At 31.0% G+C, this 16929-nt stretch carries 15 protein-coding genes; 2 read left to right on the top strand and 13 right to left on the bottom strand.

The genetic code is table 11. The features are described from left to right. Nucleotides 1-822: glutamate--tRNA ligase (gltX, locus tag DW911_RS11120; protein ID WP_233543013.1), on the bottom strand; the 822-nt coding region annotated here is incomplete at its 3' end. 2 nt (nt 823-824) lie between these two features. After that, nucleotides 825-1307 carry a 2-C-methyl-D-erythritol 2,4-cyclodiphosphate synthase gene (gene ispF, locus DW911_RS05495; protein WP_118432506.1) on the bottom strand — a complete coding sequence of 161 codons (483 nt, stop codon included), beginning with the start codon at nt 1305-1307 and terminating at the stop codon, nt 825-827. 118 nt (nt 1308-1425) lie between these two features. Between ispF and DW911_RS05490 the strand changes: the two genes are divergently transcribed. Then, entirely contained in the window at nt 1426-3096 is a 1671-nt protein-coding gene (locus tag DW911_RS05490) for a glutamine--tRNA ligase/YqeY domain fusion protein (RefSeq protein ID WP_118432508.1), read from the top strand. Nucleotides 3097-3156: 60 nt separating this feature from the next. Here the strand turns inward: DW911_RS05490 and DW911_RS05485 are convergent, their stop codons facing one another. From DW911_RS05485 to DW911_RS05450, 8 genes are all read right to left on the bottom strand, one after another. Continuing rightward, the gene (locus DW911_RS05485; RefSeq protein WP_118432510.1) at nt 3157-4761 is read right to left on the bottom strand and encodes a CTP synthase; all 1605 of its coding nucleotides are present in this window, start codon (nt 4759-4761) and stop codon (nt 3157-3159) included. Nucleotides 4762-5221: 460 nt separating this feature from the next. Further along, nucleotides 5222-6469 carry an HdeD family acid-resistance protein gene (locus tag DW911_RS05480; RefSeq protein ID WP_118432512.1) on the bottom strand — a complete coding sequence of 416 codons (1248 nt, stop codon included), beginning with the start codon at nt 6467-6469 and terminating at the stop codon, nt 5222-5224. Between the two features lie 89 nt (nt 6470-6558). After that, complete coding sequence (adhE, locus tag DW911_RS05475; RefSeq protein WP_118432514.1) at nt 6559-9204, bottom strand: bifunctional acetaldehyde-CoA/alcohol dehydrogenase; 2646 nt, start codon at nt 9202-9204, stop codon at nt 6559-6561. Between the two features lie 197 nt (nt 9205-9401). Next, complete coding sequence (locus tag DW911_RS05470; protein ID WP_118432516.1) at nt 9402-10106, bottom strand: glycerophosphodiester phosphodiesterase; 705 nt, start codon at nt 10104-10106, stop codon at nt 9402-9404. 55 nt (nt 10107-10161) lie between these two features. Beyond that, on the bottom strand, nt 10162-11115 hold the full coding sequence (locus tag DW911_RS05465) for a calcium/sodium antiporter (RefSeq protein ID WP_233541841.1): 954 nt from the start codon (nt 11113-11115) through the stop codon (nt 10162-10164). Between the two features lie 195 nt (nt 11116-11310). Continuing rightward, nucleotides 11311-12246: a DUF5131 family protein gene (locus DW911_RS05460; protein ID WP_118432518.1), complete on the bottom strand. Its 936-nt coding sequence runs from the start codon at nt 12244-12246 to the stop codon at nt 11311-11313. Nucleotides 12247-12250: 4 nt separating this feature from the next. Beyond that, nucleotides 12251-13483 (bottom strand): alkyl sulfatase dimerization domain-containing protein, encoded by a 1233-nt coding sequence (locus tag DW911_RS05455; protein WP_118607553.1) that lies wholly within the window; start codon nt 13481-13483, stop codon nt 12251-12253. Nucleotides 13484-13548: 65 nt separating this feature from the next. Then, nucleotides 13549-13977, bottom strand: coding sequence for a hypothetical protein (locus DW911_RS05450; protein WP_118432522.1), 429 nt, complete (start codon nt 13975-13977; stop codon nt 13549-13551). Nucleotides 13978-14041: 64 nt separating this feature from the next. Between DW911_RS05450 and DW911_RS05445 the strand changes: the two genes are divergently transcribed. Beyond that, nucleotides 14042-14554 (top strand): methylated-DNA--[protein]-cysteine S-methyltransferase, encoded by a 513-nt coding sequence (locus tag DW911_RS05445; RefSeq protein ID WP_118432524.1) that lies wholly within the window; start codon nt 14042-14044, stop codon nt 14552-14554. Here the strand turns inward: DW911_RS05445 and pfkB are convergent. The 3 genes from pfkB to nusG all read right to left on the bottom strand — a co-directional run bounded on the left by pfkB (nt 14551) and on the right by nusG (nt 16928). Next, a complete protein-coding gene (pfkB, locus tag DW911_RS05440) occupies nt 14551-15471 on the bottom strand; it encodes a 1-phosphofructokinase (RefSeq protein ID WP_118432526.1) in 921 nt (306 codons plus the stop codon). The genes DW911_RS05445 and pfkB overlap by 4 nt on opposite strands. Nucleotides 15472-15534: 63 nt before the next feature. Further along, the gene (locus DW911_RS05435; RefSeq protein ID WP_118432528.1) at nt 15535-16326 is read right to left on the bottom strand and encodes a Cof-type HAD-IIB family hydrolase; all 792 of its coding nucleotides are present in this window, start codon (nt 16324-16326) and stop codon (nt 15535-15537) included. 44 nt (nt 16327-16370) lie between these two features. After that, complete coding sequence (gene nusG, locus DW911_RS05430; protein ID WP_118432530.1) at nt 16371-16928, bottom strand: transcription termination/antitermination protein NusG; 558 nt, start codon at nt 16926-16928, stop codon at nt 16371-16373. Between the last annotated feature and the right edge of the window lies 1 nt (nt 16929).

Raw genomic sequence — 16929 nt, 5'->3', positions numbered from 1 at the left:
ATTTAAAATTGCTTCATTTAAGAATCCTTTATTAATTAAATCTTGATAACTAGCATCACCATTACGTTTAGATAATTTATGTTGTTCATCTTTCATAACTGGTGGACAATGAATATAGGTTGGTACATCCCACCCAAATGCTTGATAAATTAAATTGTATTTAGGTGTTGATGATAAATATTCATTTCCTCTTACTACATGGGTAATATTCATTAAATGATCATCTACGATATTAGCAAAGTTATATGTAGGATAACCATCACTTTTTAATAAAACACCTTCAGCAAGTCCGGCATTTTCTACTTCAATATGTCCATATACTTCATCTTCAAAAGAAGTTACACCAGTGCTTGGAATTGTTTGTCTGACAACATATTTTTCACCACTAGCAATTCTTTTTTTAGCTTCTTCTAAAGAAATATTTTTACAAGGGTCAATGTATCCTTGTTCTTCATTATGAGATTCTTCTTTAGCTGCATTAATTGTTTCTTCATCACAAAAACAATAATGAGCCCCACCAAGTTCAACTAATTTATCAGCATATTCTTTATAAATCGCTAATCTTTCTGATTGAACATAAGGTCCTACGTCTCCTGGCTTATTAGGTCCTTCATCATAACCTAATCCTGTTTGATCCATCACTTTATAGATCATATCAACAGCACCTTCAACTTCTCTTTCTTGATCCGTATCTTCAATTCTTAAAATAAAATCTCCATCATCATGTTTAGCGATTAAATATTCATATAACGCTGTTCTTAAGTTACCGATATGCATATATCCTGTTGGACTAGGTGCAAATCTTGTTCTTACTTTTGCCATTTCTATACTCCTTTTTTCTTTAATAAAACAACTGCCTGGGCAACCATTCCTTCTTGTCTACCAACAAATCCTAACTTTTCTCCACGCGTTGCTTTAATGTTAATTTGTGATATATCGCAATGTAACTGACTTGCAACATTTTCTCTCATTTGTTTAATATGTGGTGCCATTTTAGGTTGTTCACACATAATAATGCTATCAAGATTATTAATTTCATATCCCTCTTGATCCATTAACTGATAACAATGCTCTAATAAAACCATAGATGATATTCCTTTATATTGAGGATCAGTGTCAGGAAAATGTTTTCCAATATCTCCTAAACCTAATGCACCGATAATACTTTCAATAATCGCATGCAATAATACATCAGCATCACTATGACCTAATAAACCTTTATCATGGTCAATTTTAACACCGCCAATAATTAAATCTCGACCCTCTACTAATTGATGAATATCTATAGATTGACCTATTCTAAACATGTTATCACCTTCCGCAAACATTCTAGCATAAATAATTAAATTATTGAAGAGTTGGTTGTTTTATAATAATAGAAAATATGGTAAACTAATTCATATATAATTGAAAGAGGTATAACCTATGGATAAAGAAAATGTAGTAAGTAAAAATTTTATTGAAAAAATTATAGATGAAGATTTAGCCCAAGGGAAATATACAAAAATTGCCACTCGTTTTCCACCTGAACCTAATGGTTATTTACATATAGGGCATGCTAAATCAATCTTATTAAATTATGGTCTAGCCAAAAAATATAATGGTACTTTTAATTTACGTTTTGATGATACAAACCCAATGAAAGAAAAAACGGAATTTGTAGAAAGTATTGTATCAGACGTAGAATGGTTAGGAGCTCAATATGATGGTGATATCAAATTTGCTTCTAATTATTTTGATCAAATGTATGAAGCAGCAGTCCTTTTGATTAAAAAAGGAAAAGCTTATGTTTGTGATTTAAGTCCTGAACAAATTAAGGAATATCGTGGAACATTAACTGAGCCTGGTAAAGATTCACCATATCGTAATCGTTCAGTTGAAGAAAACTTAGATTTATTTGAAAGAATGAAAAACGGTGAATTTGAAGATGGTTCTAAAGTATTAAGAGCTAAAATCGATATGGCTTCTTCAAATATTAATATGCGTGATCCAATTATTTATCGTGTTGCGAGAATGACACATCATAATACTGGTGATAAATGGTGTATTTATCCAATGTATGATTTTGCTCATCCTATCGAAGATGCAATTGAAGGCATTACCCATTCTATTTGTACACTTGAATTTGAAGATCATCGTCCTTTATATGATTGGGTTGTTCAAGAAGTGGGTTATGAACATCCACCTAAACAAATTGAGTTTGCTAAATTATATTTAACAAATGTCATTACTGGTAAACGTTATATTAAGCGTTTAGTTGATGAAGGTATTGTTGATGGTTGGGATGATCCAAGATTAGTCACTATTGCCGCTCTTAGAAGAAGAGGATTTACACCAGAATCAATCAAAGATTTTATGGAATTAATTGGTGTAACTAAAAGTAATTCTTCAAATGATTATGCTATGTTAGAATATTGTATTCGTAATGACTTAAAACCTAAAGCACCTCGTGTGATGGCTGTTTTAGATCCTATTAAATTAGTGATTGATAATTATCCTGAAGGAGAAGTTGAATATTTAGATGCAATGGTTAACATGGAAAACCCTGACTTAGGATATGAAAAAGTTCCTTTTGAAAGAGAACTTTGGATTGAAAGAGAAGATTTCATGGAAGAACCACCAAAGAAATACTTTAGATTATTCCCAGGTAATGAAGTACGTTTAATGAATGCTTATTTTGTTAAATGTGTAAGTTATGAAAAAGATGAAAATGGTAAAGTCACTGTTGTTCATTGTACTTATGATCCAGAAACTAAAAATGGTACTGGATTTACAGGTAGAAAAGTAAAAGGAACAATTCATTGGGTTCCTGTTCATCATTGCAAGAAAGTCACAGCTCGTTTATATGAAAACTTAGTTGACGAGGAAAAAGGTGTTTATAATGAAGATGGATCTCTTAATTTAAATCCTAATTCATTAACTGTTATTGAAGACTGTTATGTTGAACCAGCTATTGAAAAATACAAACCTGGTGATTCATTCCAATTTGTAAGAAACGGTTACTTCTGTATTGATACAAAAGATACAACTGAAGATCATCTTGTATTCAATCGTATCGTATCATTAAAAAGTTCATTTAAATTACCTAAAAAATAAGGGTAACAAGGAATCAATTTTGATTCCTTTTTTTATACAAAAAAAAGGATAGAAATCTATCTATCCTTGATATTTACGTTTATGTGCTGCACTAATTAATCCTTGGAATAATGGTTGACTACGATTTGGTCTTGATGTGAATTCAGGATGGAATTGACATCCAACATAGAAAGGATGATCTTCAATTTCAACGATTTCAACTAGGTTTCTTTCTGGATTAACACCAGCTACTTTTAAACCATGATTTTCTAAAACATCACGATATTCGTTATTAAATTCATAACGATGACGATGTCTTTCTTTAATCATTTCTTTACCATATAATTGATAAGCTTTTGTACCTGCAATTAACTTACAATCATAATCACCTAATCTTTGTGTACCACCCATATCTTCTAATGATTGATCAGACATTAAATTAATAACTGGATTTTCAGCAATTTCATTAAATTCTAATGAATCTGCATCTTTAATACCACATACATTTCTTGCATATTCTAAAGAAATAAGCTGCATTCCTAAACAAATTCCTAATAATGGTACTTTATTCACTCTTGCATATTCTATAGCGTCAATCATACCTGGGATACCACGTGTTCCAAATCCACCAGGAACAATAATACCATCAGCATCTTTTAATCTTTCTGCTACATTATCTTTATTTAATTCTTCTGAATTAATAAAATCAATATTAACGACACTATTTTCATAATATCCTGCATGTCTTAAAGCTTCATTTACTGATAAATAAGCATCTGGTAATTGGACATATTTACCAACTAAAGCAATTGTAATTTCTTGATTTAAGTTCTTAACACGATGAATAAGTTCATTCCATTCTTTCATATCAGCTTGTGGTGCTTCAATTTGTAAATGTTTTAAAACTAAATCATCCATATGTTGTTCTAATAACATTGTAGGTAATTCATATAAGTTTTCTACATCATAGTTAGAAATAACATGTTGTGTTGGTACATTACAGAATAATGAAATTTTATCTTTTAAATCTTTACCAATATGTTTTTGACTACGACAAACAATAAAATCCGGTTGGATACCTAAACCTCTTAATTCTTTAACACTATGTTGTGTAGGTTTTGTTTTAACTTCATGACTTGCTCCAATATAAGGAAGTAATGTTGTATGAATATATAATGTATTTTCATATCCTAAATCTAAGCGTACTTGTCTAATAGCTTCAATAAAAGGTAAACTTTCAATATCCCCAGTTGTTCCGCCAATTTCAGTAATAATAATATCAGCATTACTACTTGAAGCTGCTGCATAAATTTTAGCTTTAATTTCATTAGTGATATGAGGTACAACCTGTACAGTAGCTCCTAAATAATCACCATGTCTTTCTTTAGAAATAACATTACTGTAAATTCTTCCTGTAGTAATGGAAGAATTTCTGTTTAATTGTTCATCAATAAAACGTTCATAGTGTCCTAAATCCAAATCAGTTTCTGCACCATCACTGGTAACAAAAACTTCACCATGTTGATAAGGAGACATTGTTCCCGGATCAACATTAATATAAGGATCTAACTTTTGCATAAATACTTTTAATCCACGTTGTTTTAAAATACGACCTAAAGATGCTGCTGTTAATCCTTTACCAAGGCCCGAAACAACACCACCAGTAACAAAAATATACTTTGCCATGTTCTCTCTCCTTTATATCTATAAAATAAAAAACGCCTTCCTACGGAAGACATCTATTTGCCCTTTCTTATTCTATCAATTTTATTTTATAATTGCAATAAGAATATATTATTTTGAGAATTTTTTTAAAACAAAAGAGAGTACGGGGAATACTCTCTTTCATGCATAGATCATTTCTTGGGGAAGAGGGGGTGATCTATGCTTTTATTATTATATTATCTTGTCTTAAACGACATTGTTCATAATAAAGTACATTTGTGAACTCTTTATGAACCTCTAGTATATTATCATAATTAGCATGTCTATGCAACCCTTATTTGTAAAAAAAAGAAAGCTTTTTTAGCTTTCATTTTTTTCGAGTATAGACTAATTTTTTGGGAGAGGGGTATCTATACTCAATATTATATTGTCTTTATCTGACATGTTTATAATACTCAATTTATATGAATTATATATGAACTTATGTTAACTTATAAATTTTTTTATTAACAACAAGACCACTTTCTTTTTGATATTCCTTTTCCAAATAATCTTGGTAAGTTCCAGGTGCAATAATTCCATTCATATCAATCACATCACTCCCGGTTTTACCAATAATCTCATCAGCAAGCAACACACAATTTGTTCCCATCACAAAATAAGTTTTAAACTTGCCCGATTTGAATTTGTAAAACTGCGCTCCTGTTTTCAAATACAACCTACTGGCGTAATCTTCTTTTTTATTTGGATCTTTGTAGGATAAAGGATACCATTGATAAGTATTATTCATTAAATCATTTATTTTACTTTTAACATTTTGTAATTGCTTTTCAGTTAAACAAAGTCCATAACCGAATATTGTCTTATGACTTTCTTCCATACAAAACTTTAAATAATCCTCTTTTTTATTAACTGTAAATAAAACACCATCCCCTATCGCTTCAAATAATCTTTGTGAAAGAAAATCATAATTACCATAAGAATAAACTGTTCCTTCAAAGCATAAATCAACATGACCCATTGTACCAAAACCATCAGGCGTCACATGTATGAAGATTTCCATATTGATTTTTTTTGAATCTTCATATTTCTTAACTTGATCAACAATTAAATGATCATTGACTAACTTTAACATTTGCATTGGTACAATAGCAGCAAGAAATATAGGTAAAGGGATCCGAATACGTCTTTTTAAACTGTCTTTTTTTGATGTCGGAATAACTGTAAAAATCCCATCTAACAAATAATTAACGCCTAAAAGAAATGCATATCCTCCAATTAAAAACATCGCTAATTGGGCATCAAAATACTGCTTATCAATTAACACTATCCCACCATAAATAAAAAATATTGCCAACAAACAAATAAATAACCTTCTTTTAACACGATTACGACGATAATTTAAATAAGAAATAAAATATATAATTCCCAAAATAATAAAATAGAATGAAAAAGCAATTGAAACGATCATCATTGGTAATGCTTGAATAAAAATAAAGATCATCCCAATTAGGATAAATAAAATACATTGCATTATTTCAATCTTGTTTAATCCTTTATCAAACATTTTATTTATTAAATGAATCCCATTTTCAATTAAAACAATCCCCAGAAAAATAAATAGCCATTTTAAAAAAAGAGTTTGTTTAATCATCGCTAATAATCCTAATGATATCAATGCCAGTCCTAATAACACGTCAATCAGTCCTTTATATAAACGTCTTTCCATGATGATGCCTCCTTTCCTATATTATGCCATTTCCTTTTAAAAGAGAAAAGAAAAAGTCGGCATTGCCGACTTTTCATTATAAACAATGATTATTTATCAAATTTGTTTTTATAATCATAGATTTTGCGTAAGATATCTTCCATATCTTTAACCATTGGCATTCTTGGGTTTGCAGGAGTACATTGATCTTCATATGCATTCATAGCAATTCTGTGAATTGATTCTTCCCAAGCAGCTTTATCAATACCTTGTGATTGAATGTTAGAAGCTAAATGAACTTTATGACATAATTCTTCACAAGCATCAGCGAACATTTCAACACCTTCAGCAGGAGTTTTTGGATTTAATCCGATTAATTGAGCTAATTCCATGAATTTAACATCTGCTTTATAGTTATCGATTTTTGGCCAGATAGCTAATTTAGTTGGGATAGTTCCGTTATATCTAATTACGTGTGGTAATAAGATACCGTTTGTTCTACCATGAGGTACATGCCATTCTCCACCGATCTTATGAGCTAATGAGTGGTTCATTCCTAAGAATGCGTTAGCGAATGCCATACCTGCGATACATGCAGCATTGTGCATTTTTTCTCTAGCTAATGGAGTTCCTTTAGTAACTGATTCTTCTAAGTAATCAAATACTAATTTAACAGCTTGTTTAGCCCATCCATCAGTATAATCAGAAGCTAATAATGAAACATAAGCTTCAACAGCATGAGTTAATACGTCGATACCAGTATCAGCAGCAACTGAAGCAGGTAATGACATAACGAATTCTGGGTCTACGATTGCAACTGTTGGAGTTAAAGCGTAGTCAGTTAATGGATATTTTTTATTGCATGAAGTATCAGTAATTACTGCGAATGGAGTAACTTCTGAACCTGTTCCTGAAGTAGTTGGAATACAGATCATTTTTGCTTTTTTACCTAATTCAGGGAATTTGAATGCACGTTTTCTAATATCCATGAATTTTTGTTTAATATCATCGAAACATACTTCTGGATGTTCGTATAATAACCACATTACTTTAGCAGCATCCATTGAAGATCCACCACCTAAAGCGATGATTGTATCTGGTTGGAATTTGTTCATTAAAGCTAAACCAGCTTGAACTGTGTCGAAAGATGGATCTGGTTCAACATCGAAGAATAATTCGATATCAACTTTGTTACGTCTTCTTCTGATAACGTCTTCAATCTTTTCAACATAACCAAGACTATACATACCTCTGTCTGTAATAATCATGGCTTTTTCCATTTTTTTCATATCTCTTAAATATCTAATTGAATTTCTTTCAAAGTAGATTTTTGGAGGAAGTTTAACCCATTGCATATTGTTATTACGTCTCCCTATTCTCTTAATATTGATTAAGTTTACAGCACTTACGTTGTTTGATACTGAGTTGTGTCCGTAAGAACCGCAACCTAAAGTTAATGAAGGTAAGAATGCGTTATAAACTGAACCGATTCCACCGAATGTTGATGGTGCATTTTCGATAATACGGATAGCTTTACATCTATGTCCAAATCTTTTAGTTAATTCATGATCTTGAGTATGAATTGCAGCAGAGTGACCTAAACCGTTGAATTCTACCATTTGAGCAGCTTTTTCAATACCATCATCAGTTGATGAAGCTTTTAAGATAGCTAATACTGGAGATAATTTTTCTCTAGTTAATGGTTCATTAGGTCCAACTTCTTTACATTCAGCACAAATGATTTGTGTTTCAGCAGGAACATTGATTCCAGCTTGTTCTGCAATCCAAGTTGCAGGTTTACCAACAACGTTTGGATTTAATTTAGCAGTGTTTACTTGATCACTGTATGCTTCTGCACCAAACATGAATTTTTCAAGTTTAGCTTTTTCTTCTTTATTTACAAAATAAACATGGAATCTTTTGATTTCTTTCATGAAGTCATTATAGATTTCATGATCAACGATAGCAGCTTGTTCTGAAGCACAGATCATACCATTATCGAATGATTTTGATAATACGATATCGTTAACAGCTCTGTTTAAAACACAAGTTTTTTCAACATAAGCTGGAACGTTACCAGCACCTACACCTAATGCAGGTTTTCCACATGAGTATGCAGCGTTAACCATTGCGTTACCACCAGTAGCTAAGATAGTAGCAACACCTGGATGTTTCATTAATGCACTTGTTGCATACATTGATTTAATATCTAACCATTGGATACAGTTTTCAGGTGCACCAGCAGCAACAGCAGCATCTCTAATTACGATAGCAGCTTGTTTAGAACATTCATGTGCACTTGGATGGAATGAGAAGATAATTGGGTTTCTAGTCTTTAATGCGATTAAAGATTTGAAAATAACTGTTGAAGTTGGGTTAGTTGTTGGAACGATACCACAAACAACACCTACTGGTTCAGCAATTTCAGTAATTCCTGTTAAAGGATCTTCATTGATGATACCAACAGTTTTTAAATGACGTAAGTTGTTAGTTACATATTCACAAGCGAATAAGTTTTTAACAGCTTTGTCTTCAAATACACCACGTCCAGTTTCTTTAACTGCAGCTTCAGCTAAAATACCATGGTGATCTAATCCAGCTACTGAACATTTTGCTACGATGTAGTCAACTTGTTCTTGAGTGAATTCTTCAAATTTAGATAAAGCAACCAAGGCTTTATTTACAAGATCGTCAACATGAGCATCTGTTTCTGCTTCAGTTGGCGCAGCTTGTTGTACAGGTTTTTTTTCTGCCATTTTGTTTCCTCCATATATTTGTGAAATATTTAATTTGTTTCCGGATTTATATTACCTTAAACCATTAAAAAAAACAAGCATATTTGTAAGTTTTTTTCGTTAAGACCGTCTTAAAATTCGGTGATGAAAGCGCTAACCCTTGCGCCATTATTCATGTTTGTGAAATTTTTAATTTAGTCCTTTTTTTTACTTTATTTTTACAAAATATCAACACTTTGAAAAAAGCGATTAGCAATCGCAGCGTGAAGCAGATGTTCTAGGAAATATTCAAAACGAAAACGGTTCTTCACTGTCCATGTATTAAGATCTAAATTGTGCATTTTAAATTCAGCAATTTCATCTTCATTTAAGAAATCTTCACGAGGATGACCGTTTAGATGATATTGAAAACAGAGTTGCTTATTCTTTTGATAATCATCTTCAAACAAATAACCTAAATATAATGATTCATCTATTTCTTTTAATTTAAGCAAAGAGGGTAAATAAAAGCTTGAAAACATCACTTGTTTTAACATTCCTTTATCTTTAACCATTTGATAGACTTCTTCCTCTATACCTTGATAATGAATTTTATCGGTTTTCAATTCAATATTTAAAATCACATCTTTCCCCTTAGCTAAATCTAAGAGTTCTTCTAATAAAGGAATTTTTTCATCAAAATCTTTAAATTTATAATTAAATCTAAATTGACATAATTCTTCATAAGTATAGTCTTTAATATATCCTTGACCATTACTGGTACGATTGATTTTTTCATCATGGCATAAAACAAGTTGACCATCTTTAGTTTTATGAACATCGGTTTCAATGCCATTAAATCCCTTTTTTATTGCTTCTAAAAAAGCCTTCATTGTATTTTCTGGATATTGATCACTATATCCTCGATGAGCTAAAAGTAACATTAAAAAAACACCTTCCTTCGTTCTTTATTTTACTACGAAGAAAAGTGTTTTAAAACTATAAAATACTAATGAAATAAGCCATATATCCTACCAACATCACAATCGCTCCTATCTTTCTTAAACGATAGTTTTTATTGATAAAAACAAAGAATAAAACCATCGCTGCAATCGCAACTAAACCATCAATGATAAAAGAACTTTTAAAAGTAATTGGAGTAGGTGAAACTAAAGCCGTTGTTCCTAATACAAATAAAATATTAAAAATATTACTTCCTACAATATTACCCACACTTAAATCATCTTTTCCCTTTAATCCGGCAGTAACTGAAGTAATCAATTCTGGTAAAGATGTTCCAAAGGCGACAATTGTAAGACCAATAATTCTTTGTGAAATACCTAATGCTTTTGCTATATTGGTTGCTGCATCAATTGTAACTTGACTTCCAATAACAATCGCTGCCATTCCTAAAATAAGCATTAAAATCAAACGTAATGCTGTATCTTTCTCCGTTAATTCTTCTACTTCATCTAAAGATGTCTCTTCACCTTTTTTTGTTAAACGATATAAATAGAATAAGAATAATAGAAAGCATGCCCATAAAATAAGTCCATCAGCAAAATCAATACTATTACCATTCATTCCTAATACAATCAATAATCCTGTAATTACAATTACAAAAGGTATTTCATACTTATATGTATTCTTTTTAACCCTAAGCGAAGTAATACATCCTGTAATACCTAAAATCAATAAAACATTCATAATGTTACTACCAATTACATTACCTACAGCTAAATCACTACTTCCTTTAATGGCTGATGTAATAGAAATAGCAGCTTCAGGAGCACTTGTTCCAAATGCCACAATCGTAAGACCAATAACTATTTGGGGAATATGAAATTTCAAAGCAACTTTACTGGCTCCTTCTACAAATACATCTGCCCCTTTCATCAACAATATAAAACCAACAATTAATAACACGACTTGTACTAACATTCCACCAATCATAACTTTCCTCCTTACTAAAAAAGACAAGACTTTATTTCATTATAAAAAAATGAAATAAAGGTCTTGTCTATCACTCTGTGATGATTTACACCCGGTTACAATGTAACGAGATGACGAATGTAAATACGCTTGATGCGCGACTACTCCCCTTTAATACAACCTCATTCTAACAACTTCATCTAGAAAATGCAATCATTATTTCCATTTAATAGAATAAAGAAAAGAGAAGTGATCGACTTGATCCATTTGTTCTTTTAAAATAATTGATTCTTGACAACGTCCACAATCACTGCATCCATCACAAATCAGTCTTGATCCACAATTTAAACAATGTTGACGGTAATGGGGTTGATAAGTTTCTTGTTCAAATAAAGTATTTTCTTGAATTAAATGATAGACTGTTGGTTTACCAATATGTTGCATCTTAGACTTAAAAGCCAAAGAAGCTTGTTGTTTTTTAGATGGAATATGATATCTTTTATTATCTTTAATATAATAAGTTCCTGTTTCAATAAAACAAAACTTAATATCTTGTTTTTTTGCTTGATAAAACAAAGATTCTACCCATTCATGATGACAAGGACGACAACCACCATAGTTTTCACCACCTACGAAAATTTGTTCAATTTGTCCTTGCTTTAAATATTTTGTTACATCAATAGCCCCTATTAACGGTGCACACATGATTCCTTTATGTTTAGCAGGAATATCAAGTAAAATTGGAATTCTGATATCAGCTTGTCTTTGATTTTCACATGTTACATTTAAAATGACATGATCATATCCTTCATCCCAATCATCCGGCAAGCACTCTTTTATGCGTTCAGGACGCTTAGTTAAAATATAAAAGATAACATCTCTTCTTTGACTTATCATCTGCCATACTTCTTTTCGCCATTGATCTGCTTCCTCTAAAAAGAAATCAGATGTCATACAAACTCTTATTACCTCACCACTTTTAATTTTATAATCACCATTTTTATCTCTAGCTATTAAATAATTAAAATTTTGTGTTTTATAAATATAATGACCATCTTGGTTACGCTTTTGATCTAAATAATACATATAACAATTTTGGCAACCCTCACTGATCTTTTTACACCCATGCCAAGGGTTATAAATATCATGCATGAGCTTAATCCTTATTTATTTCTTTTGCACAAGAAATAAGATAATGTCTTGCATTAACACTTTTAACTTGTCGAGCACGTTGAAGTAAACATTCTTTTTTTAATTCCGGTTCATCAACCAACTCTAATAACTGTAAAGCCATTTGATAGTTTTTTAAAGTCATTAATTCTTTAATCCGCTGATTTAGTTTTTCTTTACCAATCAAAGTCAAAAGTTCATGATCATAATCCGATTGCTTAACTGGTAATAAGTGAACAGGATTGCCATCAAACCACCCTACATAACCAACATAAACACTCTTTACAGCCCATTCTACCATTCCATAATATTCTTGTAAGTAGGGTGAATGAGAAAGTTTATCAGGCAACTTCACTTCTGTTACTGTTTCTTGTAAAGTTAATCCCTGATTCATACATTGTAATGTGTGAAATAAAATATATTCAATTGCTTCTTTTTCATCGCCCACTCTTTTTTCAATCAAATCATGACCGATAATAGGATCGGTATGTCCAGGCAAAAGTGCTTTTGATGGAAAAGAAAGAATTAATTCTAAAGATTCAATCCATGTTGCTAGATTACGATATTGAGTTCCTCTAATTGCATATAAAGCTGGAAAAACACCATAATAATTATCTCCCGTACAAATGACCTGATCATCTTTTAGCCAAATACATATTTGATCATCTGTTTCACCTGGGGCACGATACATCGCTAAGGCAACACCATCAATAACTCTTTCTACTTTATTTTCTTGATATATTGTTGTTGGTTGCATAAATTCATAACAGCCATGACCCGTAGTTTTTCCTTCACGAATACCTATTCCTTGAAAGATAGCCTCCTCATCATTAAGATTGTAACCATGTTGATAACTTCCTCTTTTATTTAAAATATCATTTAATCGATCATAATACTTGAGTGGTTGTTTTATTGGCGTAAATGCAATAATCTCAGTTACTGTATTTTTAAAAGTACCTGCTCCACCTCGATGATCAGGATGACCATGAGTATAAATTAATGTTTTTACAGGTTTATCTGTTATTTTCTTTAAATCATTTAATAGATCTTGGGCATATTCATTCGTATCTAAAGTATCAATTAAGATAACCGATGTATCCCCTATAATAGCCGTGGCATTACTATGTCCATAAGATTTAAAGTAATAAATTCTTTCATTAATTTTTATACATTCTTTTTGATATGATTTTTCACAAAATAATTTCATTTCTTGTTCCATTATTTTTACCTCATATTCATTATAAAAGAATTTATAAAAACAAAAAAGTAGGCACTTTTTAGTAACTATAAATATTGATTAAGTTGTTTCATCATTTTTTCTTCAAGATGAATAATTTGTTTCGTTATTTCTTTGACTTCATGACTTGCTTGTTGATATTGGTTTAAATAGCGATATAAAGACTTAATTCCCATATGACATCCATCACTGATCAATTCCGCAATCGTTTGATCTGATTCATGCATTGCTATTTTCATATTCATTTTTAACCAAGACATTCCTTTTGCCATCATAGGTGGTTCTTTACCATCATCATGATTTTGATTGAGTAAATTTTGTACTCTTCTTTTTAATTGAAAATGTTCATTTTTTGCATCAATTAATTCATGCTTTAATTTTTCATCTTCAATTACATCTAAAACTTCATCTATAGAGTCTTGAGCCATCTTTAAGCCAGCATCACATTCCCTAAGTAATTTTATTGTATCGTCCATTGTATTCTCCTTTACATTCATATTCTTAGCCATCTATAATGAATATATACAAGAAGGTGAAATCATGTTATATCGTACTTTATATCCATCTCCTTTAGGAACAATGATCCTGATCAGTGATGAAGCATCCTTAAAAGGGGCGTGGTTTAAAAATCAAAAATATGAACAAGCAAAAATAAATAATAGCGAAATCAAAGATATGCCCAATTCCATTTTAAACCAAACTATAAATTGGTTAGATCGTTATTTCAATCAAGAAAAACCTTCTATAAAAGAACTTCCTCTAGACCCTATAGGAACACCCTTTCAAAAAGAAGTTTGGCACATTCTTTGTCATATTCCTTATGGTACCACCTTAACATATGGAATGATTGCTGATATGATTAATCAAAAAACAGGAAAAAAGTTAGGTGGTCAACCTGTTGGTCAAGCCGTAGGTCATAATCCTATTTCTATTATTATTCCTTGTCATCGTGTTATTGGTTCTAACGGCAGCCTAACTGGATATGCTGGTGGCATTGACAAAAAAATAAAACTCCTTCAATTAGAAGGAGTTCATCTTGAAAACATAGCTTAGCTATGTTTTTTTACTTGTAATTGTTGGTAAACTTCGTTAATTAAATCAGCTTGTGCTAAATCTTCACTAAAAGCTGTTGCGCCTCCACAAGCACTTCCTAATTTTAAAGCTTCACTATAATCATGATGTTTTAAATATCCAGCCAAGAAACCAGCTACCATACTATCACCACTACCTACACTATTAAGGAGTTTTCCTTTAGCCCCAGCACAGTAATAAACATGTTGATCTTCACTCACTAATAAAGCGCCATCTTTTCCTAAGGAAACTAAAACATTCATAGCACCTTGTTGTTGTAATTGTTTAGCATAATAAACTAATGATTCTTCACTATCAATTTGCGTATCAAATAATTCTTCTAATTCACGATGATTAGGTTTGATTAAAAATGGATGGTAAGGTAATACCTTTTTTAATAAATCATTCGTCGCATCTACTACAATACGAATATCTTGTCCTTCAAATTTTTTCATAATATCTTCGTAAATAGTATTTGGTAAAGATGAAGGAATACTTCCTGCTAAAACAAGGCTATCGCCTGGTTTTAATTGAGCTAATTTTTGATATAATTCTGCTAATTTATCTTGTGGTATTGCAGGACCACTACCATTAATTTCTGTTTCTTTTTGTGATTTCATTTTAACATTAATTCTTGATATACCTTGATCTAACTGACATAAATCACATTGAAAACCTCTTTGCTTTAATTGACTTTCTATCTCTTTACCTGTAAATCCTGCAATAAATCCTAAAGCTGTTGTGGGCAAAGATAAACGACTTAAAATTGTAGATACATTAAATCCCTTTCCTCCAGGATACATTTCTTCTTGATAAGAACGATTTGTTTCCCCTTCTTCAAATTCTTTAACTCTCATAATATAATCCAATGATGGATTAAAGGTAATTGTATAAATCATAATACCCTCCTATATCATTTACTTTATTATCATTATAACAAAAAGAATTAATCTAGAATATAACTAGATTAATTCTTTTTCTTTTAACCAAGATGTAATACCATTTTGTTCAATACGTCCACAAATTTCATCAGCAACTGCTTTAGCTTCTTCAACAGCATTACCCATAGCCACACCACAATTAACAGTTTCTAACATTTCAATATCATTACGTCCATCACCAAAAGCAATTGTATCTTGCATATCACGATTAATTCTTTTTACAAGTTCTTGAATACCTACTGCTTTAGAAACCCCTTTTAATGTTAAATCAAATGAAAAATCATTTTGATGTCTTTGCACATCAAAGTAAGGTGATAATCTTTCAACCATGACAGGAATATCATCTTTACTATTGACTACAATCATTCCAATATAGGTTTCAACTTCATCCGGATTAAACTCATCAACTAAAGTTTCATCTTTCATACCCCATCTTTGGGCAAACTCTTGATGATGAATATTTTCACGATCACGAATATAAATATAATCATTAGCTTCAAAATAAAAATTCATATCATATTCATCACATAACTTCATCGTTTCTTTAATCGCTTCACTAGGTACAACGGCTTTATATACTGGCTTATTTTGATATTCTACATATCCTCCATTACAAGTAACATAGCCACTAAAAGGATAACTCATTACTTCATCAGTAATAAAACATTTACAACGTCCTGTTGCCAAGAAAACATCATGCCCATTTTGTTTTAAAGTATCTAAAGACTGTTGATTGACTTTTGATATCCCATAAATCCCTTGATTACAATCAATGAGTGTCCCATCTATATCAAAGAACAATAATTTACTCATATATCCTCCTAAAGATAAAAGACAAATGTAAAACATTTGTCTTATTATAATTCTGCTTTTTCTAATTGAACTAAATCAATTTCCATAGGTGTTAAATTACCTAAGAAATCAATAAGTATTTTAGCTGTTTCTTTTTCCATATCAATTGATTCAACACGTCCGCTTTTACCAGCAAATGATCCTGAAATAACATTAACTTCATCGCCAACACCATAATCAATTTCAACAGATTGAGTATTAATTCCCATTTTCTTTAAAATAGGATCTAATTCATGTTTTTGAAGTGGGAATGGTTTTGCTCCACCACCAGATGAACCAATAAATCCAGTAACCCCAGATGTATTACGTACAACATACCATGCTTCATCTGTCATAATCATTTCAACTAAGACATAACCTGGAAACATATTTGTTGTTTTATTAATTTTTTTACCATCTTTAATAATTGTTTCAACATGTTCAGGAATAACAATATTAAATAAACAATCTTGTAATCCCATTGATTCAACACGTTTTTCTAAGTTTTCTTTTACTTTATTTTCATGACCTGAATATGTATTAACTACATACCATTGTCTTCCTTCATCATTCATTCCTGCCATC

Origin of the sequence: Erysipelatoclostridium sp. AM42-17, assembly GCF_003480255.1 — a bacterium.
Classification (GTDB): Bacteria; Bacillota_I; Bacilli_A; order Erysipelotrichales; family Coprobacillaceae; genus Faecalibacillus.
Note: the sequence above shows the minus strand (reverse complement) of the source record. Positions and strands in the feature narration are given on the sequence as shown.

Excerpts from the sequence above, each read along its gene's own strand:
- ispF (WP_118432506.1), bottom strand. The coding sequence starts at position 1,307 with ATGTTTAGAATAGGTCAATCTATAGATATTCATCAATTAGTAGAGGGT.
- DW911_RS05490 (WP_118432508.1), top strand. The coding sequence starts at position 1,426 with ATGGATAAAGAAAATGTAGTAAGTAAAAATTTTATTGAAAAAATTATA.
- DW911_RS05485 (WP_118432510.1), bottom strand. The coding sequence starts at position 4,761 with ATGGCAAAGTATATTTTTGTTACTGGTGGTGTTGTTTCGGGCCTTGGT.
- DW911_RS05480 (WP_118432512.1), bottom strand. The coding sequence starts at position 6,469 with ATGGAAAGACGTTTATATAAAGGACTGATTGACGTGTTATTAGGACTG.
- adhE (WP_118432514.1), bottom strand. The coding sequence starts at position 9,204 with ATGGCAGAAAAAAAACCTGTACAACAAGCTGCGCCAACTGAAGCAGAA.
- DW911_RS05470 (WP_118432516.1), bottom strand. The coding sequence starts at position 10,106 with ATGTTACTTTTAGCTCATCGAGGATATAGTGATCAATATCCAGAAAAT.
- DW911_RS05465 (WP_233541841.1), bottom strand. The coding sequence starts at position 11,115 with ATGATTGGTGGAATGTTAGTACAAGTCGTGTTATTAATTGTTGGTTTT.
- DW911_RS05460 (WP_118432518.1), bottom strand. The coding sequence starts at position 12,246 with ATGCATGATATTTATAACCCTTGGCATGGGTGTAAAAAGATCAGTGAG.
- DW911_RS05455 (WP_118607553.1), bottom strand. The coding sequence starts at position 13,483 with ATGGAACAAGAAATGAAATTATTTTGTGAAAAATCATATCAAAAAGAA.
- DW911_RS05450 (WP_118432522.1), bottom strand. The coding sequence starts at position 13,977 with ATGGACGATACAATAAAATTACTTAGGGAATGTGATGCTGGCTTAAAG.
- DW911_RS05445 (WP_118432524.1), top strand. The coding sequence starts at position 14,042 with ATGTTATATCGTACTTTATATCCATCTCCTTTAGGAACAATGATCCTG.
- pfkB (WP_118432526.1), bottom strand. The coding sequence starts at position 15,471 with ATGATTTATACAATTACCTTTAATCCATCATTGGATTATATTATGAGA.
- DW911_RS05435 (WP_118432528.1), bottom strand. The coding sequence starts at position 16,326 with ATGAGTAAATTATTGTTCTTTGATATAGATGGGACACTCATTGATTGT.
- nusG (WP_118432530.1), bottom strand. The coding sequence starts at position 16,928 with ATGGCAGGAATGAATGATGAAGGAAGACAATGGTATGTAGTTAATACA.